The following is a 22,955-nucleotide window of genomic DNA, read 5'->3' as shown; positions in this document are numbered from 1 at the left end:
ATGTGTATCGGCATTCCGATGCAGGTGATCGAGAGTCACCCCGGTTTCGCGCTGTGCGATAACGGCGGCGTGCAGCAGCGGGTGGATACCGCGCTGGTCGGGCCACAGCCGGCTGGCAGCTGGCTGCTGGTGTTTCTCGGCGCGGCCCGTGAGGTGCTCAGCGAGCAGCGTGCCCGCCAAGTGCGTCAGGCGCTGCTGGCGATGAAAGCGGTCGCCGATGGTCGAGCTGACGAAGGTGCGCTGCTGGACAGTCTGTTCTCCGATCTGCTCAAGCGCGAGCCGGAGTTGCCGCCCCATCTGGCCGAACAGATATCGCCGAATGCCAAGTAAGCCCCCGGCATTTTGAAAAAACGAAATTATTAGAAAGACATTATTAAAAAGACATTATTAAAAAAGCGAGAGTGAGTGTTATGTCCTCCCCGTTAATCGACCGGTTGGTCGACGACTACGGTTACCCGCTGCTGGATGGCGACAGCTTCGACGGTTTCGTCGAGCGCCAGCCCTACAGTCTGCTGTTCTTTAGCGAGGCGCCGGCGCGCTTTCCGGAATCCAACGACCTGGCGGTGATCCTGCCGGAGCTGGTCAAGGCGTTTCCGCAACTGTCGGTGGCGGTGATCGCCCGCAGTGCCGAGAAAGCGCTGCAGGGGCGTTACAACTTCCAGCAGTGGCCGACCCTGGTATTGCTGAAACAGGGCCGCTACCTGGGCCAGATCAGCCGGGTGCAGAACTGGGATGACTACCTGAGCGAGATCGATCGCATGCTGGCGCTTGAGCCAAGCCGCAACCCCGGCATCGGTATTCCGGTCGTCGTCAACAATACAGGCCCGAACGGCGTTGGTGCGCCGGGCTGCGGTCATTGAGGTGAGTCATGCCGTCTGATATCCCGCTGATCAATATACCGCTGGGGCCGGGTAGCCGGCCGGAATCCGACGACGAGCGGGTGCTTGACTACCTGCCGATGCCGAGCGAGATGGCCAGCTACGATATGCCGGTGCTGCCGGAGGCGGAGCAGGCGGCCCAGTGCCCGCAGGCGGTGGCGTTGCTCGACAAATTGCAGCACCTGCTTGACGGCTATCGGGTCGGGCTGGGCGCGCTGAGCCTGCCGATGGGCCAGCTGCCGCTGGAAGACCAGGATCTGCTGAACCAGATTCTTGGCGAGGGTGAGGTCAGCCTGGTGTTCGAGGGCGAGCCGCGTATTCTGGCGCAGGAGACGGTGCTGGCCGGCGTCTGGCGGCTGCGCACGCTGTCCGACGACGGCGACAGTCAAAACGAGACCATCGAGGTGGCTGACATTCCGGCGCGGGTGCGCAGCGCTGCCTTTCATGGCTGCCAGCCGTTGACCTTGTGCGGGCAGGAGCTGGCCGGCGATCTGCTCAACGCGCCGGCGGTATTGACCGAGCTGGCCGAGCACACGCAGAACTACCGGCCCGGCCGGCCGCCCCATGTGGTTAACCTGTCGCTGCTGCCGTTCTCGCCGAACGATCATCAGTTTCTCGATGAAAAGCTGGGCGCCGGCCCGGTCACCATCCTGTCACGCGGCTACGGCAACTGCCGGATCACCAGTACCCGGGTGCCTGCGCTCTGGCGGGTGCAGTACTACAACTCCACCGATCAGCTGATCCTCGACACTCTGGAGGTGGTCGACGTGCCGGCGGTGGCCTGCGCCGCGCAGGAGGATATCGACGACAGCGCATTGCGACTGCGCGAGATCCGCGAGGTACTGGTATGAGCGGCGGTTTCGAGGTGTGTTTTAAGGACTGCTTCGAAGGCAGCTACCTGGGCAAGGACCATCAGCTGGCCGACGATAGCCGGTTGGAGTGCAAGATCTGCTGGTACGTCTACGACCCGTTGCAGGGCGATCCGGTCTGGCAGGTTGCGCCGGGCACGCCGTTCAGCCAATTGCCGGACCACTGGCGCTGCCCGGAGTGCGACGGCGACCGGCTGCAGTTCATGGTGCTGGACAGGTGATCGGTCCGGCACAGCTCGAACAGCGTTACCGGCAGATCGAGCGCGAGCAGATGGCCGGGCTGCCGATGCTGAACCCGGCCTTGTCGGTAAGGGCGCTTGGCTTTCGGGAGTTCGAGGGACGCCGGCTGGGGGCGTTGCTGACCCCCTGGTTCATGAACCTGATGCTGCTGCCGGGCGAAGACGATCGCTGGTGCGAAGGCGACAGCGGCGAAAAGCGGCGGCTGCTATTGCCCAGCGGCAGCTACGAGTTTATCCACGGCTGGGATGCGCATTTCGGTGGTTACTGCGCCTGTTCGCTGTTCTCGCCGGTGTTCGAATTCGCCGACCAGGCGGCGGCGGAAGCGACCGCCGGGGCCGCTCTGGCGGCGCTGTTTCAAGCTGCGGAGCCCGCCACCGATGTGCCCGCCGAGAAAGATTTGGCAGGCCAGCCACAACAGCTGAGTCGACGTGGATTTTTAACCGGGTTGGCCGGCGGGTCGGCACGATGAACGGGCGAGCCTTGGCCGCCAATCCGGTCGGCGAGTTGCGCATACGTTTGCGGTTGGCCGATGAACCGGGCCGGACCCGGATCGCCGCCGTCGAGATCGACTCCAGCCGGCCAACGGCGCTGGCCCGGCTGTTCGTCGGCCGCTCGGTCGATCAATTGTTGGTTGGATTGCCGTTGCTGTTCGCACTGTGCGGTAATGCCCAGCGGATAGCCGCGTTGCAGGCGGTCGAGCAGGCGCTGGGTATCGAGGCGTCGGAATCGGTACGGCGGGCCCGCGCCCAGCTGCTGTTGGCGGAGAGCGGACGTGAACAGTTACTGCGTCTGCTGCGTGATTGGCTCGGTATGCCGGCCGAGTTGCGCCCGCTGTTGGCGGCGTTCAACCGATTTTACGCCGCCTACTGTGACCGGCGCAGTGATGCGCTGCGGTTGGCTGGGCAGGCGTCAAGCAACCCGGCTGTGGGCCATGGGCTAGTATCGGAGTTACAGCAGAGCTGGCTACCCTTAAGCGAGTTACCGCTGGAAATGTGGCTTCAGCAGCGGCTGGCCGCTGCTGAGCAGAGCCCTGTCGGCCGGTTGCTGGTTGGCTTGCAGCGGCGGTTCGGTGAAGTTGACCTGCATCAGGGCAGCGCCACGCTAAGTGCATTGCCGCGTGACTGGCTGCACCGACAGTTGCAGACTGAGCAGTCGGCAGCCTTCTGTCGCGCGCCGACTCTGCACGGTGAACCCCGCGAGACCGGTCTCTGGCCGCGTTGGCGGGGCGCGCCGCTGCAGCGGCTGACGGCGGATCAGGGGCTGCACCCGCTGGTGCAACGGCTGCTGGCGCTGCTCGACGAGTTGCGGCAATTGCCTGTACGGCTGCTGCAGGCCGAACCGCTGGCGTTGGAGTCGGCACCAGCCCCCGGTTGGGGGCTGGCGACGGTGGACAGTGCCCGCGGGCTGTTGAGTCACCAGCTCAGGCTGGTGGATGGCGTGGTGGCCGAGCTGGCGCTGCTGGCGCCGACCGAGTGGAACTTCCACCCGGCCGGCAGCCTGGTGCGGCAGCTGCGCGGAGTCACGGTGGCCGACCGGCAGCAGGCGTTGGCACTGGTGCGGACGCTGGCACTGCTGCTGGACCCCTGTGTGAAATTTGACGTGGAGATCGGGCCGGATGCATGAGATGTCGATCGCCGAAGGGATCGTCCAGCTGCTGGAGCAGCAGGCGGTCGAGCAGCAGTACCGCCGGGTCCGCACCGTCTGGCTGGAGATCGGCCCGCTGGCGGCGGTGGAAACCGAGGCATTGCGGTTCTGTTTCGAGGCGGTGACCCGTGACAGCCTGGCCGAGGGTGCCCGGCTGGAGATCATCGAGCTGCCGGCCAGCGGCTGGTGTCTGGGCTGTGCGTCGCAGATCGAGATCCGGCAACGCTACGACAGCTGTCCGGCTTGCGGCAGCTACCAGGTGCAGGTCACCAGTGGCGAAGAGCTGAGAATAAAAGAACTGGAGGTGGACTGAGTATGTGTACGGTATGCGGATGCGGCGAAGGGGAATTGTCGATCGAGGGGCATGATCACCACCATCATCATGATCATGCGCACGATCATCACCCTCACGACCACATTCATGACCATCAAGGTCACGATCATCATCACCACGACCATCATCCCCATGAAACGGACGCAGTGGTGCAGGACGGTGATAACCACCACTACGGCCAGGGGCCGGCCCGAGCCCATGCGCCGGGGCTGAGTCAGCGCCGGATGGTGCAGATCGAGCAGGATATCCTCGGCAAGAACGACCGCTATGCCGCTGCCAACCGGGCCCGCTTCGAGCGCGACAACCTGCTGGTGCTGAACCTGGTCTCCAGCCCCGGCTCCGGCAAGACCAGCCTGCTGACCGAGACCATCGGCCGGTTGCAAGGCCGACGGCCGTTGGCGGTGATCGAGGGCGACCAGCAGACCGCCAACGATGCCGACCGGATCCGCGCCACCGGGGTGCCGGCGGTGCAGGTCAACACCGGCAAGGGCTGCCATCTGGACGCCCATATGGTCGGTCATGCGCTGGACAACTTCGACCAGCTGAGCGGCGGCCTGCTGTTTATCGAGAATGTCGGCAACCTGGTCTGCCCGGCGGCGTTCGACCTCGGCGAAGCCCACAAGGTGGCGATCCTGTCGGTCACCGAGGGGGAGGACAAGCCGATCAAGTATCCGGACATGTTCCACGCCGCCGATCTGATGTTGTTGAACAAGATCGACCTGCTATCGCACCTGGATTTCGACGTCGAGGCCTGTATCGACTACGCCCGCCGGGTCAATCCCGATATCGACGTGATCCAGTTGTCGGCGCGCAGCGGCGAGGGGATGGACAGCTGGCTGGACTGGCTGGAAAGCCGGCGCCGCAGTCGCCTGCAGCAGCGGATCGACCGGCTGCAGTCACAAATCGATCAGCTACGCACGCTGCTCTGAGGATCGCCCATGGAGATGATCAAGCGGCCCCGGGTGCTCTGCGTCGACGACGAGGTCCGCTCGCTGGAGACCCTGGAGCGCACCCTGGACGAGGAGTTCGACGTGCTGACCGCCAGCAATGCCGAGCAGGCGCTGGCGCTGCTGGAGCAGCAGCCGGTCAACGCGGTGCTGTGCGATCAGCGGATGCCCGGCACCAGCGGCGTGGAGCTGCTGAGCCAGGTGCGCGAGCGCTGGCCTGACACCGCCCGGCTGATCCTGTCCGGCTACACCGACTCCGAGGATATCATCCGCGGCGTCAACGACTCCGGCATCCACCAGTACATCACCAAGCCCTGGCATCCGGAGGCGCTGCTGGACAGCCTGCGCCAGGCCTGCCAGCTGTCCAGCCTGCAGCAGCAGAACGAGCTGCTGGCGATGGAGATGAAGCTGACCGCGCCGCAGTTGCAGCGCGAGCTGTCGGCCCGCAAGGCGCAGCTGAAGCAGCAGTTCCAGCTGGCCGAGATCCGACGCGGCGCCGACAGCCCGCTGAACGGGATCTGCGAGCAGGTCGGCCGGATCGCACCCTACGACATCTCGGTGCTGATCACCGGCCAGTCCGGCACCGGCAAGGAGCTGTTCGCCCGTGCGCTGCACTACAACAGCAGCCGTGCCGAGCAGCCGTTCGTGGTCGAGAACTGCGGCGCGATGCCGGACGAGCTGCTGGCCTCGGAGCTGTTCGGCCATAAGAAGGGCGCCTTCACCGGCGCGATCAACGACCATGTCGGGCTGTTCGAACAGGCCGATGGCGGCACCATTTTTCTCGACGAGATCGGCGAGATCAGCCCGGCGTTCCAGGTGAAGCTACTGCGGGTATTGCAGGAGCGCGAAGTGCGCCCGCTCGGTGACCACCGCCGCCGCAAGGTCAACGTGCGGGTGGTGGCCTCGACCAACCGCGATCTGGAGGAGGAGGTGCGCGCCGGCCGCTTCCGCCAGGACCTCTACTACCGGCTGGCCGAGGTGACCCTGACGCTACCGCCGCTGGCGCAGCGGCGGGTGGATATCCCGCTGCTTGCGCAGCATTTTCTGGACAAGGCCCAGCGGGAGTTCGATAAGCCGGTGCGCGGTTACAGCGACGAGGCGCTGGCCTGCATGCAGCGCTACCACTGGCCGGGCAATGTGCGTGAGCTGCAGAACGAGGTGCGCCGGATGCTGGTGTTGGCCGGCGAAGACTGGGTCGGTGCCGATCTGCTGTCGCCGCGCATCCTGCGGGCCGGCCCCGAAGAGGCCGGCGAGCTGCTTGATCAGGTAGCGAGTTTGCAGGGCAGCCTGAAGGAGCGGATCGAGGCGCTGGAGAAGCGGATTCTGCGCGAAACCCTGATCCGCCACCGCTGGAACAAGTCGCAGGCCTCGCGTGAACTGGGGCTGTCCCGGGTTGGCTTACGTGCCAAACTGGAACGTTACGAGATGGACCGGGCTCGCCCTGTACCAGCTGCAGAGACAGAACACTGAGAGGAAGCTGAAGATGTGTTTGGGAATTCCCGGCCAGATCGTCGAGATCGTCGATGCCGAGCAGATGCTGGCGATGGTGGACGTCTGTGGCGTCAAGCGAGAGGTCAACCTGGCCTGCGTGTTGGCCGAGGCGGCCGATGCCGGGTCGCTGATCGGCCGCTGGACGCTGGTCCATGTCGGTTTCGCGATGAGCCTGATCGACGAACAGGAAGCGCAAAAGACCCTGGAGTTGCTGGCCGAGTTCGGCGAGATGGAGGAGGAGCTGGCGGCGATCAGGAATACCGGCGCCTGAGTTGGCGTTGCCCCTGTAGGAGGGGCTTCAGCCGCGACTGAACCGGTCTAGCACCGAGACCGAATTTGGCACAGCAGTGGCTCCGGATTTAGTGGTTTAAACGCCTATCGGCGTTTGGTCGCCTGAAGGCAATCCTACATCGCTAGCACCCCTTGTAGGAGGGACTTCGGCCGCGACCGATATGGCACCGAACAGCACAGATAAACCGCAGCAGATCTGCAGAGAGATAACCATGGCTGATAACGACGATATTCTCGCCTCGATGTACCCCTTTATGGCACCGGACCAGCCGGCGGCACCGCGCGACAAATCCGCCGGGCTGCAGGACTCGATCCAGCTCAAGGTGCAGCAGAGCCTGGCCGCTAAGCAGGCGTTCTTCGCCAAGTACAGCGGTGTGTTGGCGCAAATCGCCGAAGCGATCGCCGAAAGCTACCGCAATGGCGGTCGGCTGCTGACCGCCGGCAACGGCGGCTCCAGCTGCGACTCGGCCCACCTGGCGCTGGAGTTCATGCACCCGGTCACCGCCGGTCGGCCGGCGCTGCCGGCGATCAATCTGAGCCAGGACAACGCCATGCTGACCGCGGTGGCCAACGATATCGGCTTCCAGCATGTGCTGCCGCGCCAGCTATTGGCGCTGGCCAAACCGGAGGATCTGCTGGTGGTGTTCTCCACCTCCGGCAACTCGGCCAACATTACCGCGGCGGTCAACAAGGCCAAGCAGCTGGGGCTGTCGGTGGTGGCGTTCTCCGGCGGCGACGGTGGTGAACTGGCACAGAGTTCCAATGTGGACCACTGCCTGATCGTCGAGACCGACAGCGTGCACCGCATCCAGGAGTGCCACCTGGTCTGCTACCACATCCTGTGGGACCTGGTGCACACCCTGCTGGCCGACGAGCGCGGTTACCTGGGCGAGCACGGCCGTTAGGCTTGCGATGGAAGTTCTGTGACAGGCGTGTCCTGCGCGGTCCGCCGATCCGGCGAGACCGCACCCTGGAGCGCGTGCCAGCCACAAACAAAACACAGCACCTGGCAGAGGTGCGGTTGAGGTGAGCAGATGAAATTTGTCGACGAGTTCCGCGATCCGAAGATGGCCAAGGCGGTGCTGGAGCAGATCCACGCCGTCATCAAGGAGATCCCGAAGGCGCAGCAGCAGCCATTGCAGATCATGGAGGTCTGCGGCGGCCATACCCACTCGATCTTCCGCTACGGCCTGGAGCAGCTGCTGCCGAAGGAGATCGAACTGGTGCATGGGCCGGGCTGTCCGGTCTGCGTGTTGCCGATGGGACGGGTCGACGACTGCGTGGCGATCGCCGAGCAGCCGGATGTGATCTTCACCACTTTCGGCGACGCGATGCGGGTGCCGGGCTCGAAAAAGAGTCTGCAGCAGGCCAAGGCGGACGGCTGCGACGTGCGGATGGTCTATTCGCCGATGGATGCATTGGCGCTGGCGATTGCCAACCCGGACAAGCGGGTGGTGTTCTTCGGGCTGGGCTTCGAGACCACCATGCCGAGCACCGCGCTGACGGTGAAGCAGGCCAAGGTGCAGGGGATCGACAACTTCTTCCTGTTCTGCAACCACATCACCATCATCCCGACCATCAAGGCGATCCTCGACAGCCCGGATATGTATATCGACGGCTTCCTGGGCCCCGGCCATGTCAGCATGGTGATCGGCCAGAAGCCCTATGAGTTCGTTTCCCGGCACTACGACCGGCCGCTGGTGGTGTCCGGCTTCGAGCCGCTCGACGTGCTGCAGTCGATCCATATGCTGTTGCTGCAGATCCGTGACGGCGAGGCGCGGATCGAGAACCAGTACAAGCGGATCGTGCCGGACGGCGGCAACACACAGGCATTGCAGGCGGTGGCCGAGGTGTTCGAGTTGCGTGAGTTCTTCGAGTGGCGCGGCTTGGGGTCGATCGACCACTCCGGGGTGCAGATCCGCGAAGGCTATGCCGCGTTCGATGCCGAAAAGCAGTTCACCCTGCCGAACCTGAAGATCGCCGATCCGAAATCCTGCCAGTGCGGCGAGGTGCTCAAGGGGGTGATCAAGCCCTGGCAGTGTAAGGTGTTCGGCAAGCAGTGCACGCCGGAAACGCCGCTCGGCGCGCTGATGGTGTCGACCGAGGGGGCCTGCTCGGCCTATCACAGCTACGGCCGCATCGACGCCGTGAATATGTGAATTTCAAAATATTACTGTTGTAGGAGGGACTCCGGCCGGGCAGGTTTAGCCGCGACCAACGCCGAGCACCATGGCGAAGAGGTCGCGGCTAAAGAGGGTGTCGCAAAATGTAGCGAGCGAAGGTGAGACAAGGCAAAAATCGGCGAAAAAGCGGAGTTTACGTGCTGAAAATGAGCATTTTGAGCCGATTTTTAACGCAGCATCACCGAGCGTAGTAGTTTTGCGACACCCTCTGAAGCCCCTCCTACACGTGGTAAAACAAGATAGCTACAAGCCAGATAAGAAGACTGCTATGACTAACCGACCCAGACGTACCCTGAAAGCCGATACCATCACCATGGCGCACGGTTCCGGGTGCAAGGCGATGCGCGACCTGATCGAGGACCTGTTTGTCGGTGCCTTCGATAATCCTGATCTGAACCCGCTGGAGGACCAGGCCCGCTTCGACCTGGCGGCTCTGTCGGCGCAGGGCGGCCAGCTGGCCTTTACCACCGACTCCTACGTGGTCGATCCGCTGTTCTTCCCGGGCGGCAATATCGGCACGTTGGCGGTCAACGGTACGGTCAACGATCTGGCGGTCAGCGGGGCGATCCCCAAATACCTCTCCTGCGGCATGATCATCGAAGAGGGAATGGCGGTCAGCGAGCTGCGCCAGATCGTGCAGTCGATGCGCCAGACGGCCGATGCGGCCGGTGTCACCATCGTCACCGGCGATACCAAGGTGGTGCCCAAGGGCAAGGGCGACAAGCTGTTCATCAACACCAGCGGTATCGGCGTGATCAAGGCCGGCGTCAATATCTCCGCCCAGCGCTGCCGGCCGGGCGACAAGGTGATCGTCAACGGCTTTATCGGCGATCACGGCGCGGCGATCCTCAACGCCCGTGGCGATCTGGCGCTCGACGTGGAGCTTAAGACCGACTGCCAGCCGCTGCACTCGCTGGTGCAGGCGATGCTGGAGGTCTGCCCGGATATCCACGCCATTCGTGATGCCTCGCGCGGCGGCGTGGCGACGGTGGTCAACGAGTTCGCCGAGAGTTCGGCGCTGTCGATCCGGTTGCTCGAGGAGGCCCTGCCGGTGCGCGACGAAGTGCGCGGGGTGTGCGAGATTCTGGGGCTGGATGCGCTCTATTTCGCCAATGAGGGCAAGCTGGTGGCGGTGGTGCCCGGCGAGCAGGCCGAAGCGGTGCTGGCCGCGATGCAGGCCCATCCGGCGGGCCGGGGCTCGGCGATTATCGGTGAGGTGCTGGCCGGGCCGGCCGGGCGGGTGCTGGTGCAGACCGGCTTCGGCGGCGAGCGTATTCTGGATATGCTGGTTGGCGAACAGCTGCCGCGGATCTGTTAGTTCAGTATGGCGATGGGATGCGAAGGGGCCAGACCTAACTGTCCTGGCGATTAGGGGGGGAAGCGTATCTCCTTCGAAGACCCGTAGTCGGCAGCGATAGAAAATAAAAAGCCCCGCTGTCAGGCGGGGCTTCTTTTGGCCGCGGTCAACTTACTTGGCGTTGCCGACCATGTGCTGGATAGCGGCGGACAGTTCGGTATCGGAGCAGTCCATGCAGGTGCCTTTCGGCGGCATGGCGCCCTTACCGCTCTTGGCGGTGGCCAGCAGCGCGTCCATACCCTGGGCAACGCGAGCTTCCCAGGCGGCGGCGTCGCCGAGCTTCGGTGCGCCGGCTACGCCTGCTGCGTGGCAGACGGCACATTTGGTGTTGTAGACCTCTTCGCCGGAGCGTTCAGCCATGGCGGCTGCCGGGAACATCAGCGCGGCGGCGGTAGCAGCGATCAGAGCTTTTTTCATGGTTATATCCTTCAGTGCTCACTAGTCATTGGCGGTGACCCGCAAAGGCCCGCGGGCGCAGTGTACGCATAGGCGTTACTTTATGTAAATACGCCCAAAGCCCTGAACCGAAGGTGAATATGCGCTGTATCAAGGCTTGTGCGAATAACCCGGTTAAAGGCGCGAAAACGCCGGCGTTTAACCCTAAATATAGTGTGTTTATAAGGAGAAGGGTGAGTTTTCGGCGATTTTCGGCTGGGTTTTTGACGCTCTTGGTTGACCGGCAAGGGCGGCGGACTGGTTCAGCTAGCGGATGTTTTTATTGCTTGGTGCTTTGGCTGTTGCGGGTAGCGCCGCTTAGCGGGCGCTGCCCAGGTACATGGCGTACTCGGCCTGCTGGCGCAACGGTCGCTGCTGCTGTTCGCGCTGCAGGCTCTGGGCCTGGTATTCGGCGATCGCCTGTTCCACCAGGATGCGCGGGCCAATCACCAGGTTGCGCACATCGTCAATCGAGTAACCACTGCGCAGCAACTGTTTCAGCTGCGCCACCAGATGCTGTTTTTCCATCTTAGTATCCTCAAAATATTCTCAAATCTGTTGATGACATCAGTTTTACCTGAGCCATATTGCAGGGATATTGCAACTGTGCGGCGAAATGATGAACGGCTCTGGCATCGTGCTGGAGCGCTTTGAAGGCGTGGTGCTAAGATGGCCGATACTTTGCTCAGCAGGATGCTTAGATCAATGCCTGAATCCCCCCGCCTGGCGGAACAGCTGACACCGGTCGATGACCGCCAGGTTCAGCTGACCCGACGCTGGTTGCAACCCAATCTGGTACTTATTGAAAGCGAACTGCTGCGACTGCGGGAGCAGGTCGATCCGTCGCTCGAGCGACAGTACCCGGCCCAGGGGGAAAAGGCGTACCCTATTGGTCGTTGCCTGGAGATCTCCCAGGCTGTTTACCGGCTGCTGCAGCAGGGGATCCAGCGGCCGCAAAATCCGGCTCAGCAGCTGATCCGCCAGTTCGTCGCCGAGGGGGGCGTGGCCCGGCGGGTCTGGGGCGCATTGCGCGAAAGCTATTTCCAGAACGCCTTCCAGTTCGGCACGCTCTATGTCGATGTTGCCAACGATACCGTGGACCCGGCCAAGCCCAAGGTCGAGATTCTGCCGTTGTCTGAATCGGGCTTCTGCAATATCCGCGACTTCGAGCACTTCCAGGCGGTGGCCGGCAGATACTGGCAGTGCGAGGTCTACGCCAACCATCTGTTGCCGACGTTGAGCCCGCTGTTCCCATTGCTTATCCACTACCCGGCGACCGGCCGGCTGTCGGTCGAAACCCGCATCGATTACATGCTGCGGCTGAATATGCACAGCGGCTTCCGGTTGGCGCAAAGCTGGCTGGCAAGCGGCGGTCATCAGCAAAGCGGATTGCCGTCAGAGACGGCAGCCCCGCTGCTGCGAAGGGCGGTCGAGCTGGGGATTGAGATCGATGAGCAGGGTGATGGGGCGGCACTGGATTGTTGTCGGCAGTATCGTGATCAACGGCGCGATATCGATACAGGTTTTCTGCAGCAATTGCTTGAGCAGCGAAACCGGTTGATGCAGCTGGATTAGGTCGGCTTAGGGCGGTTTGGCATCATCGCTTTCTGTCGTCGCGGCCTGTTTCTCGTGCGGGGGCCCTGGTCGGCCAGCAGGCCGACATCCAGCACCGGAGAGGCGTCGATATGCTGGGCGTCCATCATCTGGGCGACCCGTTGCAGGGCGGAGATGATCAGGGTCTGCTCCCAATCCTGCAGATTATCGAATTGACGGGTGAACTGCTCCTGCAATGGGATCGGGGCGCTTTTCAATATTTCGTGTGCCGCATTGGTCAGATGGGCGTGCACTTTGCGCTTGTCCGTCGCCGAGCGTTGGCGATAGACCAGGCCGCGTTTCTCCAGTCGATCCAGCACGGTGGTCACCGTGGCCTGGCTCAGGCTGATATCGCTGGCCAGCTCGCCGATGGTCAGCAGGCCCTTGTCCCGGATCGCTTGCAGCAACAGGATCTGCGGTGCCGTCAGCCCGGTTGTCTTGGCCAGGTACTTCGAATGCAGGTCGGTTGCCCTTATGACCCGGCGTAGCGCGATCAGTACTTCCTCAATTCGATCCAAGTTCAGCCCCTTTTCCTGCGCTGATTGAATGGTGCTGGATGCGCCGAGCCGGCGGCCCGCCCCCTGTTGACCGCCCATCTGGTGTCGACTGGGTGGCAGTGCCTTGGCATGAATCCCCTTCCGCGTATGCGTAATACATCGCCCCATCCAGTTGCCGACCGCTCCCTTCCTATTGGCCGCAGCCCTTGTAGCTAGCCGGTGTCCGTCCTCTTGTGCCCGGTTGTTTGTGTGTATTTGTTAAGGGTCCAAAAAGTATAGCCGTGTCTACATCATTTGTTCACTGAAGATGTTTAGTGTACGATGCTTAGAGTTCTAAGCAAATGTGCCTGAAAACTACGGGATAACTGTTGGTTTTGGTCGCTTTTGTTGTTCTGTAGGTGGTGTTTCTTATTTATTGCGTGAAAAGCAATTTGAGTACTAATAATTAGATTCGGATGTGATTTTGGTGATGAATGATTCCCAGACTGAACAGGTGAGCGTGCAGTTGCGAGCGCCGGTTTCGGCAGATGGAGCCGCGGTCCATCGGCTGGTGGCTGCTTGCCCGCCGCTGGATGGCAACTCCATGTACTGCAATTTGTTGCAGTGCAGTCATATGGCCGAGACGTCGGTGGCGGCGCTCAGTGGTGATCAGCTGGTCGGTTTTATCTCCGGTTATCGGCTGCCCGAGCGTCCCGACACTCTGTTCATCTGGCAGGTGGCGGTCGGTGAACAGGCGCGCGGCCAGGGGCTGGCGAGCCGGATGCTGCATGACATTCTGCAGCGCCCCCAGTGTCAGGGGGTGAGCTATCTCGAAACCACGATTACCGAGGCGAACGGCGCCTCCTGGGCGCTGTTCGAGCGCCTGGCTCGCAGCTTGGGCGCCGAGTTGAACCGTTCGGTGCTGTTTGATCGGCAGACGCACTTCGACGGCGAGCATGCCACCGAGATGCTGGTTCGCATCGGCCCATTTCAGTAAGTCGGCAAACCGGCCAGGCCCGGAAATGGGCCGGTCGTGTCCGCGAAAGAATTCAGAAACTTAAGGAGAGATAAATGAAAATTTTTGAAGAGATTGAATCGGAAGTACAGTGTTATGCCCGTTCCTTCCCGCGCGTATTCCACAAGGCGCAGGGTGAGTTCCTGTTCGACCAGGAGGGTAACCGGTACATCGATTTTCTCGCCGGGGCCGGTACGCTGAACTACGGTCATAACAACCCGCTCTTCAAGCAGGAATTGCTCGACTACATCCAGAGCGATGGCATTACTCACGGCCTGGACTTGCACACCAAGGCCAAGGGGGAGTTCCTGGAGGCCTTCAACGACAAGATCCTCAAGCCGCGCGGCTATGAATATGTCATGCAGTTTACCGGTCCGACCGGTACCAACGCCGTCGAGGCAGCCATCAAGCTGGCCCGCAGTGTCACCGGTCGGGAAAATATCATCGCCTTCACCAATGGCTTCCATGGCGTTACCCTGGGCGCACTGTCCGCCACCGGTAATTCCCACCATCGTGGTGCGGCCGGTGTGACCCTCGGCGGTGTCAGCCGGATGCCGTATGAAAACTATCTGGGTGATCAGCTCGATACCACCGCCTACCTGGACAAGGTGCTGTCCGACTCCAGCAGCGGTGTCGACAAGCCGGCGGCGGTGATCGTCGAAACCGTGCAGGGCGAGGGCGGCATCAACGCCGCCAGCGTCGAGTGGCTGCAGAGCCTCGATGTGGTCTGCAAGAAGCATGAAATCCTGCTGATCATCGACGATATCCAGGCCGGCTGCGGCCGTACCGGCACCTTCTTCAGCTTCGAGGAAGCCGGTATCTATCCCGATATGGTGACCCTGTCCAAGTCACTGAGCGGTTATGGCCTGCCGTTCGCGGTGGTGCTGTTCCGGCCGGAGCTGGATCAGTGGAAGCCGGGCGAGCATAACGGCACCTTCCGCGGCAACAACCTGGCCTTCGTCACCGCCAAGGCGGCGATCGATCATTACTGGTCGGATGACAAGTTCTCCAACGAGATCAAGCGCAAGGGCGACTATATCGCTCGGCGGCTGGATGCGATCGTCGAGCAGTACGGCGAAGGCAACTTCACCACCCGTGGCCGGGGCATGTTTCAGGGGATCAACTGCATCAACGGCGAACTGGCCGGCAAGGTCACCCGTATCGCTTTCCAGAAAGGGCTGATCATCGAAACCAGCGGCGCGGATGACCAGATCGTCAAGTTCCTCTGCCCGCTGATCATCAGCGACGAAAGCCTGAAGCAGGGGATGGATATCGTCGAGCAGGCGATCAAGGAGGTCTGCGCGAAAGAGGACTCGATCCCCGAAGAGAAGGATTACTTCGATCTCGCCAGCTAAGCCCGGGCTCCGTCACGCGGCACTATTTCAAGTTAATTGGGCTGGAGGCGCCGAGTGCTGCGCTAGTGTCTTACCGCAGCTGCGCCTCGCCCGTATACAAACTTAGCAAACAGGACAGATCATGATCGTTAGAACATTGCAGGCAGCGGAAAACTCCAACCGGCGCGTCGTTTCGGAAGGTGGCAACTGGGAGAGTACCCGCCTGCTGCTGAAGGATGACCAGATGGGTTTTTCCTTCCATATCACCACCATCTACCAGGGTGCCGATTTTCGGATGCACTACCAGAACCATCTGGAGTCGGTCTACTGCATGTCCGGCGAAGGTGAGGTGGAAACCCTGAACGACGGCAGGAAATACCCGATCAAGCCGGGCACCATCTATATCCTGGATCAGCATGACGAGCATATTCTGCGCGCCTTCTCCGAGATGAAGATGGCCTGCGTGTTCAATCCGCCGCTGAACGGCAAGGAAGTTCACAACGCCGAAGGCGCCTACGAGCTGGAAGCCGAAGCGGTGACGGACTGAACCAGGAGGATCAGCGAAGGAGAACCCGATAATGGCCGAGCAAGCAGTGAATTCCACTCAGCACAACGCAGATGCCTACCCCTCGCGCGGCGGGCGTCAGCCGGCACTGGCGGAGCGTAAGGACCCCGTGGTCTACAGTACCAACGCCCTGGAGTGCCCGATCGATTATGCCCTGGTCGAGCAGTACGAGCGGCAGGGCTTTCTGATCCTTGAAAACGTTTTCAGCGAGCGGGAGGTTGCCGCGTTTCAGCAGGAGCTGGGGTCGCTGCTGGAGGATGACGGCGTCAAGGCCTCGGAGCATTCGATCACTGAGCCCGGCAGCGGCGATATCCGCTCGATCTTCATGGTTCACGAGACCAGCCTGGTTTTCAAAAAGCTGGCTGCCGATCCGCGCCTGGCGGGTCTGGCCCGTTATCTGTTGAATGACCAGGTGTACGTGCATCAGTCGCGGTTGAACTACAAGCCGGGCTTTGCCGGCAAGGAGTTCTACTGGCACTCCGATTTCGAGACCTGGCATATCGAGGACGGCATGCCGCGGATGCGGGCGTTGAGTATCTCGATCACCCTGACCGAGAACTTCGATTGCAACGGTCCGCTGATGCTGGTGCCCGGCTCGCACAAATCCTATGCGGTGTGCGAAGGGGAAACCCCGGCCGATCACTACAAATCCTCGCTGAAGAAGCAGGAGTGCGGCGTACCGAGCAACGACTGCCTGAGCCAATTGGTTGAGGCGGGTGGCATCGAGACGGCAACGGGCAAGCCGGGCAGTATCATTGTGTTCGATTGCAACACCATGCATGGCTCCAACGGCAATATCACGCCGTTTCCGCGCTCCAACGCGTTTTTTGTTTACAACGCGTTGAGCAACCGGGTGGTTGAACCGTTCTGTGATCAGCCGCCGCGCCCCGAGTATATCTGCAGTCGCGAGCGCATTCAGCCGATCGATCTGTGACGGCAGGCCGCTGTCAATCGCGAGCAGTCCCCGGAATAGGCTCCGTTCATCGGGCGGTCTGTTCCGGGGAAATCTTATAAAACAAAGGCTTTGCTGGAATCGCCTCAATTGTCGGTGCATCGTTTGCGCGACCAAGGAGAGGGCGGAGCGGTGCCATAAAACAACCGGTCCGCCGGCCGAGCAAAGCCGATAATGGAGACCCAATAATGCAAGCCCATACGGTAGAAAAGGTGGGCGGTACCTCGATGAGCGACTATGCCGCTCTGCGGGATAACGTCATTCTGAAGCCCGTCCATCAACACTCCCTCTACCAAAGAATTTTCGTTGTCTCCGCCTATGGCGGTATCACCAACCAGCTGTTGGAACACAAGAAGACCGGCCGGCCCGGCGTCTTTGCACTGTTTGCCAACGGCATTAATGACGACAGCTGGCGGGAAGCGCTGCAGCAGCTGAAGCAGGATATGTTCGCCATCAATGCCGAGCTGTTCGGCGATGGCACGCAATTGGTGCAAGCCAACGCCTTTATCGGCGAGCGACTGGACGATGCCGAAGGCTGCCTGCTCGGTCTGCAGCAGCTCTGCCAGCACGGCCACTTCTCGCTGGATGCGCACCTGGCCACGGTGCGCGAGATGCTGGCCAGTATCGGCGAGGCGCACAGCGCCTGGAATACCGCCCAGTTGCTGAAGCGCGACGGCGTCAACGCCTGTTTCGTCGACCTGACCGGCTGGCGTGCCGACAAGCATATGTCGCTGGACGAGCGGATCGAAAAGGCCTTCGCCGGGCTCGATTTGGGTACCCAGCTGCCGGTAGCAACCGGCTACGCGCACAGCGAGCAGGGTCTGATGTCGACTTTCGATCGCGGCTACAGCGAGATGACCTTCAGCCGTATCGCGGTGTTGACCAAAGCCCGTGAGGCGATCATCCACAAGGAGTTTCACCTCAGCAGCGCCGACCCGCGATTGGTGGGCGAGGCCAACGTGGTGCCGATCGGCCGTACCAACTACGACGTGGCGGACCAGCTGGCCAACCTCGGCATGGAGGCGATCCACCCGCGCGCCGCCAAGGGGCTGCGCCAGAACGGCATTCCCCTGCGGGTCAAGAACACCTTCGAGCCGGAGCACGCCGGCACCCTGATCACCGGTGATTATGTCAGCGATACACCTTGTGTGGAGATCATCGCCGGCGCCACCGGGATGTACGCCATCGAAGTGTTCGACCAGGAGATGACCGGCAGCGTCGGTCGTTACGACCGCGAGATCCTGGCGGTGCTCGGCCGCTTCAAGGCCAATATCGTCTCCAAGGATGTGAACGCCAATACCATCACCCACTACCTGTCGACCAATCTGAAGACCGTCAAGCGGATCCGGCGGGCGCTGGAAGAGCAGTGTGCCGAGGCCGAGATCAACCAGCGCAAGGTGGCCATCGTATCGGCCATCGGCAGTGATATGCAGATTAGCGGCATGCTGGCTAAGGCGGTCGGGGCGCTGGCCGAGCAGCAGATCAACGTACAGGCGATGCACCAGTCGATGCGCCAGGTGGATATGCAGTTCGTGGTCGACGAGGATGACTACGCCGGCGCGATCAAGAGCCTGCACCGCTGCCTGGTGGAGGTGCATGACCACGGACGGGCGATATGTCTCGCATCCTGACGGTACTGGCTTTTTGCCTATTGGTGCAGCTGGCCGCTCCGCTGCGGGCGGAGCCGGCCGCCGAGGAGGCGGAGGCTGCGCGGCGGAACGTCGAGCAGCTGGATCAGCCGTTGTACTCCCCGTTCGTCGAGCGCTACGTGCTCGACGAGCTGAAGCAGCTGCGGGTCGACCTGTCGGCGCAGAAGGCGGAGCTGCTGCAGCAGATCGTCGATCGCGAACTGGGCTCGGTCGACCGGGCGGTCACCTACGCCACCGATACCATCACCTACTTCTTCTACCTGATCGCCGGCGCCAGCTCGATCCTGGTGCTGGTCGGCTGGACCTCAATCCGCGAGATCAAGGAGCGGGTTCACTCGCTGGCCGACGAGGAGATCAGCAAGCTGGTCAGCGAGTATGAGCGACGGCTGCACGCCATTGAGCAGCAACTGAACCAGAAGACCCGCCATATCGAAGAGAATCGAGAAGAGATCGAGCTGACCCAGGAGGTTCAGTCGCTTTGGCTGCGGGCGGCGCAGGAGCACAATCCGTCGGGCAAGCTGGCGATCTACGACCAGATCCTCAAGTTGCGCCGCGACGACGGTGAAGCGCTGACCTACAAGGCCGATGCCGTACTTGAGCTCGGCGAGCCTCAGTGGGCTGCCAGTCTCTGTCGCCAGGCGCTGACCATCGATCCGGACAATGTGCACGCCTTCTATCAGCTGGCCTGCGCCTGTACCGCGATGGAGCAGTGCGACGAGGCGGTCAGCCATCTGGTCGAGGTGATCTCGCGCACCGAATCCTACCGTGACGACATCCTGAAGGACCCTGCGTTGATGCCGCTGCATGGCTTTGCGCCGTTCAAGGAGCTGCTGAATCTGGAATTGGCCAGCTGACGGCGGCTGGTTGAATGGGGCTGTGCGCTTCTTGGGCGGCGATTTGCCTGCCGGTGGTATGCGCCGCTGCGCGGCCGGGCTGGATGGACTGCGGGTGGTTTGTTGCAGGCACAAAAAAAGCCGCCGTTGGGCAGCTTCTCTTGCTTGATTTGGTGGAGGTGGCGGGTTTCGAACCCGCGTCCGCCAATCCTCTGCCTTGAGATCTACATGCTTAGGCTGCTCTATTTAGTTAACCCAGCACGACCCGAGAGCCAGGGTGTTTAGGGCGAGCCTCTTTAAGTTTTAACCGTTCAGCTTGAGGCAAAGCGTCCGGGCGATTCTGTCTCAAATGACACTGCAAAATCCTGTAGTTACAGACACCTCCAGGAGCAGTGCTGGCGGCCCTTAGGCTGCCAGGGCGTAGTTATCGTCGTTTGCAACTATAACTAGTGTGATGATGGATTTACGAGAATCATCACGTTCTCGGCATGCACCCAAGGGTTCGTAATCGGCGTCGAAGCCAAGTCACCCCCGGATATGAGCGCAGAGTCTACGCGATCAGTAGACAAGAAGAAAGAGGGAAAAGTTCAACGCGTCGCCATGGCGCGCTGTTTTTCGCGATTCCAGTCGCGTTCCTTCTCGGTGGCACGCTTGTCGTGCAGCTTCTTGCCCTTCACCAGCGCGATCTCGCATTTGACCCGGCCCTGCTTCCAGTACAGTGCCAGGGCGACACAGGTGTAGCCCTTGGCCTGGGTGGCGTCGGCCAGCCTGTCGATCTCGCGGCGGTGCAACAGCAGTTTGCGGTCGCGGGTCGGGTCCGCCACCACGTGGGTGCAGGCGGTCTTCAGCGGTGTGAAGTGAGCGCCGACCAGCCAGGCCTCGCCGTCCTTCAGCACCACATAGGAATCGACCAGCTGTGCGCGGCCTTCGCGCAGGCTTTTGACCTCCCACCCGGTCAGCGCCAGGCCCGCCTCGAATTTGTCCTCGATGGAGTATTCGTGGCGTGCCTTCTTGTTGAGACAGATGGTGTTGCTGGTATTACCGGTTTTTTTCTTCTTTGCCATGGGGCGCGATTATATAAGTGGCTGATCGACAAGGAAAGCGAACTCGCAGCCGGACGTGGCGGCACCAGCTGCTGCGGGCTCGGCGATGTTTGTGCTGGTTACTTGATGGGTATCAAGGGGGCCGGTTTCAAGCCGCTGCAGAATCGGGTTGCAGCGGCGATTGTGGGTAAAAAGTTGTAATCTTGCACAGTTGTCGCAAGAATGCGCGCTTTTCTTCCCATAACTAGATTATAAGTTCCATGAGTAAGACAGAAAGCATCCACGGTACCTGGGCGAGTCGCTGGGTATTTATCTTCGCTGCAGCGGGATCTGCGGTCGGCCTGGGTAACATCTGGAAGTTTCCATATATTGTTGGTGAAAACGGCGGCGGCGCCTTCGTGCTGGTTTACCTGGCCTGTATCTTGATGGTTGGCGTGCCGGTGATGATGGGCGAAGTGCTGATCGGTCGTCGGGCGCGCCAGAGTCCGGTCAATGCCCTGCATGAGCTGGCCACCGAAACCGGTGTCGATACCCGCTGGAGCCTGGTTGGGCTGATGGGCGTGTTGGCCGGTTTTCTTATCTTTTCCTTCTACTCGGTAGTGGCCGGCTGGGTGCTGCACTATGTGGCGCTCAGCGGCAGCGGCCAGATGGTCGACCTGGGCCAGGAGCAGGCCGGCGACCTGTTCAACGGCCTGCTGGCCGATCCATCGACCCTGTTCCTGTGGCACAGCCTGTTCGTGGCGCTAGTGATGACGGTGGTCGCCGGCGGGGTAATCAACGGCCTGGAGCGGGCGACCCGCCTGCTGATGCCGGCCCTGTTCGCTCTGCTAGTGGTGCTGATGGGTTATTCCTCCACCACCGGTCAGTTCGGCAATGCCTGGAACTTCCTGTTCGGCTTCGATTTCGGCGCGCTGAGCTGGGATGGGGTGCTGGTGGCATTGGGCCATGCCTTCTTTACCCTGTCGCTCGGTATGGGCGCGATCATGGCCTACGGCTCCTATATGCCGAAGAAGGCGTCGATCGGCGGTGCGGTACTGACCATCGCAGCGTTGGATACGCTGGTGGCGCTGATGTCCGGGCTGGTGATCTTCCCGATCGTGTTTGCCACCCAGATGGACCCGGGCGCCGGTCCGGGGCTGATGTTCGTGACCCTGCCGGTGGCGTTCAGCCAGATGCCGGGTGGCCAGATCATCGGCTTCATGTTCTTCGTGCTGGTGGCGCTGGCGGCGCTCAGTTCGGCGATCTCGCTGGTCGAACCGGCGGTCGCCTGGCTGGTGGAGCGTAAGGGATTCGGCCGTTTGAAATCCTGCGCATTGATCGGTGCGCTGGTCTGGTTGCTGGGTATAGGCGCGCTGGGCTCGTTCAACTTCCTGAGCGATTTCGAGCCGTTCGGCAAGAATATCTTCGACCTGCTCGATTTCGTGACCGCCAACCTGTTGCTGCCGTTGGGCGGAATCTGCGTGGCGCTGTTCGTCGGCTGGCGCTTGAAACAGTCGATCAGCGCCGACGAACTGGCGATCAGCAATCCGTTGCTGTTTAAGGTATGGTATGCGCTGATTCGATTTGTGGCACCGGTGGCGATCGGGTTCATTTTCCTGCAGAACCTGTAACGCCATCGAACGAGAGGTAGTAGCAGTTTTATGACCCAGGTAGACCGCAGTGCGCTGGTATTGCACAGCGCCGAACAGATGTTCGATCTGGTCAATGCGGTGGAGGCGTATCCGGCATTCCTGCCCGGATGCGCCCGCACGGAGGTGATCAGCCGCAGTGAGGGCGAGCTGGTCGCCACCCTGTATCTGGCCAAGGGGGGCTTGAAATACCATTTCACCACCCGCAACCAGTTGCAGCGTCCCGGCCGTATGACGCTGACCCTGGAGGAAGGGCCTTTCAGCCGGCTGCAGGGGGAGTGGCAGTTTATCGCGCTGAGTGAAGAAGCCTGCAAGGTGGTGCTGAACCTGACCTTCGATTTCTCCAATAAACTGACCAGTCTGGCGATGAGCAAGCTGTTCGAACAGCTGGCCACCACCATGGTGGACGCCTTCGTCAGCCGGGCCGACCAGGTCTATGGTGGATAACCGATCATGAAAGTAGAAGTAGCCTTCGCGCTGCCCGAAGAGCAGCGGATTATCAGCCTGCAGGTGGAGGATGGCTGCACCGCGTATGAGGCGGTCATCAACTCCGGCATCGTCGAGCTGTTCCCGCAGATCGACCCCGAAAACACGCCGATGGGAATCTTCGGCAAGGCGATTCGCGACCCGAAGAGCACGGTGCTGAAAGAGGGCCAGCGGGTCGAGATCTATCGGCCGTTGATCGCCGATCCGAAAGAGGCCCGCGCCAAGCGTGCCGCCAAGATGAAAGCCCAGAAGGAGGCCGAGCAGGCCGGCAACAAGGATTGATCTGCCGGGGCCCTGCTGGGCCCCGGCATCTATCGAACAATCGGTAAGGCGTTAGCAAACCGGTAGCGGCTTGCCGGGACTTGTATCGATCTTACGGCTGGTTCGCGCCCGGACGGAAATCGCCGTTCAGACCCACCAGGCGGTCATTTTCGAAGCGCAGCGTCAGCTTCTGGCGGCTGTAGCTGCCGTCGCCGCTCTTGCGGGTCAGGATGTAGTCCCAGCGATCGGCGTGGAAAGTGTCTTCAATCAACGGGGTGCCCATCACGAAGCGGACCTGCTTACGGGTCATGCCGGGACGCAGCTGATCCACCATCTCCTGAGTGACCACATTGCCCTGCGGAATATCGATCTTGTAAACGCCGGGGAAGTCCGAGCAGGCAGTCAGAAAAAATGTAAAAATAGAAATTGTAACGAGAGTTCTTATCATCTG

28 protein-coding genes and 1 other RNA gene are annotated in these 22,955 nt (G+C 61.5%); 23 read left to right on the top strand and 6 right to left on the bottom strand.

The features are described from left to right. The 13 genes from K6T12_RS12405 to hypE all read left to right on the top strand — a co-directional run bounded on the left by K6T12_RS12405 (position 1) and on the right by hypE (position 10,195). On the top strand, positions 1-330 hold the full coding sequence (locus K6T12_RS12405; protein WP_222222949.1) for a HypC/HybG/HupF family hydrogenase formation chaperone: 330 nt from the start codon (positions 1-3) through the stop codon (positions 328-330). 80 nt (positions 331-410) lie between these two features. Continuing rightward, entirely contained in the window at positions 411-860 is a 450-nt protein-coding gene (locus K6T12_RS12400; protein WP_222222947.1) for a hypothetical protein, read from the top strand. 8 nt (positions 861-868) lie between these two features. Continuing rightward, positions 869-1,729 (top strand): hydrogenase expression/formation protein, encoded by an 861-nt coding sequence (locus K6T12_RS12395; RefSeq protein ID WP_222222945.1) that lies wholly within the window; start codon positions 869-871, stop codon positions 1,727-1,729. Beyond that, a complete protein-coding gene (locus K6T12_RS21750; RefSeq protein WP_222222943.1) occupies positions 1,726-1,968 on the top strand; it encodes a rubredoxin in 243 nt (80 codons plus the stop codon). Before K6T12_RS12395 ends, K6T12_RS21750 begins: the two co-directional genes overlap by 4 nt. After that, positions 1,965-2,456 carry a [NiFe]-hydrogenase assembly chaperone HybE gene (gene hybE / locus K6T12_RS12385; RefSeq protein ID WP_222222941.1) on the top strand — a complete coding sequence of 164 codons (492 nt, stop codon included), beginning with the start codon at positions 1,965-1,967 and terminating at the stop codon, positions 2,454-2,456. The genes K6T12_RS21750 and hybE overlap by 4 nt, the downstream gene beginning before the upstream one ends. Then, positions 2,453-3,610, top strand: a complete 1,158-nt coding sequence (locus K6T12_RS12380; RefSeq protein ID WP_222222939.1) for a nickel-dependent hydrogenase large subunit — start codon at positions 2,453-2,455, stop codon at positions 3,608-3,610. Before hybE ends, K6T12_RS12380 begins: the two co-directional genes overlap by 4 nt. Beyond that, positions 3,603-3,944, top strand: a complete 342-nt coding sequence (gene hypA, locus K6T12_RS12375; RefSeq protein WP_222222937.1) for a hydrogenase maturation nickel metallochaperone HypA — start codon at positions 3,603-3,605, stop codon at positions 3,942-3,944. Before K6T12_RS12380 ends, hypA begins: the two co-directional genes overlap by 8 nt. A gap of 2 nt (positions 3,945-3,946) precedes the next feature. Next, on the top strand, positions 3,947-4,894 hold the full coding sequence (hypB, locus tag K6T12_RS12370) for a hydrogenase nickel incorporation protein HypB (RefSeq protein ID WP_222222935.1): 948 nt from the start codon (positions 3,947-3,949) through the stop codon (positions 4,892-4,894). A gap of 9 nt (positions 4,895-4,903) precedes the next feature. After that, the gene (locus K6T12_RS12365; protein ID WP_222222933.1) at positions 4,904-6,382 is read left to right on the top strand and encodes a sigma-54-dependent transcriptional regulator; all 1,479 of its coding nucleotides are present in this window, start codon (positions 4,904-4,906) and stop codon (positions 6,380-6,382) included. Between the two features lie 13 nt (positions 6,383-6,395). Further along, positions 6,396-6,674 carry a HypC/HybG/HupF family hydrogenase formation chaperone gene (locus K6T12_RS12360; RefSeq protein WP_222222931.1) on the top strand — a complete coding sequence of 93 codons (279 nt, stop codon included), beginning with the start codon at positions 6,396-6,398 and terminating at the stop codon, positions 6,672-6,674. A gap of 232 nt (positions 6,675-6,906) precedes the next feature. Next, positions 6,907-7,599, top strand: a complete 693-nt coding sequence (locus tag K6T12_RS12355) for a D-sedoheptulose-7-phosphate isomerase (RefSeq protein ID WP_222222930.1) — start codon at positions 6,907-6,909, stop codon at positions 7,597-7,599. A 129-nt stretch (positions 7,600-7,728) separates the two neighbouring features. Continuing rightward, positions 7,729-8,853 (top strand): hydrogenase formation protein HypD, encoded by a 1,125-nt coding sequence (gene hypD, locus K6T12_RS12350; protein WP_222222928.1) that lies wholly within the window; start codon positions 7,729-7,731, stop codon positions 8,851-8,853. 292 nt (positions 8,854-9,145) lie between these two features. Next, entirely contained in the window at positions 9,146-10,195 is a 1,050-nt protein-coding gene (hypE, locus tag K6T12_RS12345) for a hydrogenase expression/formation protein HypE (protein WP_222222926.1), read from the top strand. 150 nt (positions 10,196-10,345) lie between these two features. Here the strand turns inward: hypE and K6T12_RS12340 are convergent, their stop codons facing one another. Further along, complete coding sequence (locus tag K6T12_RS12340) at positions 10,346-10,651, bottom strand: c-type cytochrome (protein WP_222222924.1); 306 nt, start codon at positions 10,649-10,651, stop codon at positions 10,346-10,348. 336 nt (positions 10,652-10,987) lie between these two features. Further along, complete coding sequence (locus tag K6T12_RS12335; RefSeq protein WP_222222922.1) at positions 10,988-11,197, bottom strand: hypothetical protein; 210 nt, start codon at positions 11,195-11,197, stop codon at positions 10,988-10,990. A 177-nt stretch (positions 11,198-11,374) separates the two neighbouring features. Between K6T12_RS12335 and K6T12_RS12330 the strand changes: the two genes are divergently transcribed. Next, a complete protein-coding gene (locus tag K6T12_RS12330) occupies positions 11,375-12,244 on the top strand; it encodes a hypothetical protein (RefSeq protein WP_222222920.1) in 870 nt (289 codons plus the stop codon). Here the strand turns inward: K6T12_RS12330 and K6T12_RS12325 are convergent. After that, a complete protein-coding gene (locus K6T12_RS12325; RefSeq protein ID WP_222222918.1) occupies positions 12,241-12,780 on the bottom strand; it encodes a MarR family winged helix-turn-helix transcriptional regulator in 540 nt (179 codons plus the stop codon). The two genes, K6T12_RS12330 and K6T12_RS12325, sit on opposite strands and share 4 nt — an antisense overlap. A gap of 448 nt (positions 12,781-13,228) precedes the next feature. Between K6T12_RS12325 and ectA the strand changes: the two genes are divergently transcribed. From ectA to K6T12_RS12295, 6 genes are all read left to right on the top strand, one after another. Further along, entirely contained in the window at positions 13,229-13,735 is a 507-nt protein-coding gene (gene ectA, locus K6T12_RS12320; protein WP_222222916.1) for a diaminobutyrate acetyltransferase, read from the top strand. Between the two features lie 74 nt (positions 13,736-13,809). Then, positions 13,810-15,108: a diaminobutyrate--2-oxoglutarate transaminase gene (ectB, locus tag K6T12_RS12315; RefSeq protein WP_222222915.1), complete on the top strand. Its 1,299-nt coding sequence runs from the start codon at positions 13,810-13,812 to the stop codon at positions 15,106-15,108. Positions 15,109-15,229: 121 nt separating this feature from the next. Then, the gene (locus tag K6T12_RS12310; RefSeq protein ID WP_222222913.1) at positions 15,230-15,634 is read left to right on the top strand and encodes an ectoine synthase; all 405 of its coding nucleotides are present in this window, start codon (positions 15,230-15,232) and stop codon (positions 15,632-15,634) included. A gap of 31 nt (positions 15,635-15,665) precedes the next feature. After that, the gene (thpD, locus tag K6T12_RS12305) at positions 15,666-16,586 is read left to right on the top strand and encodes an ectoine hydroxylase (protein ID WP_222222911.1); all 921 of its coding nucleotides are present in this window, start codon (positions 15,666-15,668) and stop codon (positions 16,584-16,586) included. A 206-nt stretch (positions 16,587-16,792) separates the two neighbouring features. Then, a complete protein-coding gene (locus K6T12_RS12300) occupies positions 16,793-18,235 on the top strand; it encodes an aspartate kinase (RefSeq protein WP_222222909.1) in 1,443 nt (480 codons plus the stop codon). Continuing rightward, positions 18,220-19,107: a tetratricopeptide repeat protein gene (locus K6T12_RS12295; RefSeq protein ID WP_222222907.1), complete on the top strand. Its 888-nt coding sequence runs from the start codon at positions 18,220-18,222 to the stop codon at positions 19,105-19,107. The genes K6T12_RS12300 and K6T12_RS12295 overlap by 16 nt, the downstream gene beginning before the upstream one ends. Before the next feature lie 150 nt (positions 19,108-19,257). Here the strand turns inward: K6T12_RS12295 and ssrA are convergent. Both ssrA and smpB read right to left on the bottom strand, forming a co-directional pair. Beyond that, positions 19,258-19,619, bottom strand: a transfer-messenger RNA (tmRNA) gene (gene ssrA / locus K6T12_RS12290). A 54-nt stretch (positions 19,620-19,673) separates the two neighbouring features. Then, a complete protein-coding gene (gene smpB, locus K6T12_RS12285) occupies positions 19,674-20,150 on the bottom strand; it encodes an SsrA-binding protein SmpB (protein ID WP_222222905.1) in 477 nt (158 codons plus the stop codon). Between the two features lie 239 nt (positions 20,151-20,389). On the opposite strand from smpB, the gene K6T12_RS12280 reads away from it, so the two are divergent. From K6T12_RS12280 to K6T12_RS12270, 3 genes are read left to right on the top strand one after another with little or no spacing between them, the layout of a single operon-like run. Then, the gene (locus K6T12_RS12280) at positions 20,390-21,739 is read left to right on the top strand and encodes a sodium-dependent transporter (RefSeq protein ID WP_222222903.1); all 1,350 of its coding nucleotides are present in this window, start codon (positions 20,390-20,392) and stop codon (positions 21,737-21,739) included. A 30-nt stretch (positions 21,740-21,769) separates the two neighbouring features. Then, positions 21,770-22,204 (top strand): type II toxin-antitoxin system RatA family toxin, encoded by a 435-nt coding sequence (locus K6T12_RS12275; protein ID WP_222222901.1) that lies wholly within the window; start codon positions 21,770-21,772, stop codon positions 22,202-22,204. A 3-nt stretch (positions 22,205-22,207) separates the two neighbouring features. After that, positions 22,208-22,525 (top strand): RnfH family protein, encoded by a 318-nt coding sequence (locus K6T12_RS12270; protein ID WP_315853605.1) that lies wholly within the window; start codon positions 22,208-22,210, stop codon positions 22,523-22,525. 91 nt (positions 22,526-22,616) lie between these two features. On the opposite strand, the gene K6T12_RS12265 is transcribed toward K6T12_RS12270, so the two are convergent. After that, a complete protein-coding gene (locus K6T12_RS12265) occupies positions 22,617-22,952 on the bottom strand; it encodes an outer membrane protein assembly factor BamE (RefSeq protein ID WP_222222897.1) in 336 nt (111 codons plus the stop codon). Positions 22,953-22,955: the final 3 nt, after the last annotated feature.

The organism is Marinobacterium arenosum (assembly GCF_019795155.1).
Classification (GTDB): Bacteria; Pseudomonadota; Gammaproteobacteria; order Pseudomonadales; family Balneatricaceae; genus Marinobacterium_C; species Marinobacterium_C arenosum.
The sequence above is the reverse complement of the archived record's forward strand: the minus strand, read 5'-3'. Positions and strand labels throughout refer to the sequence as shown.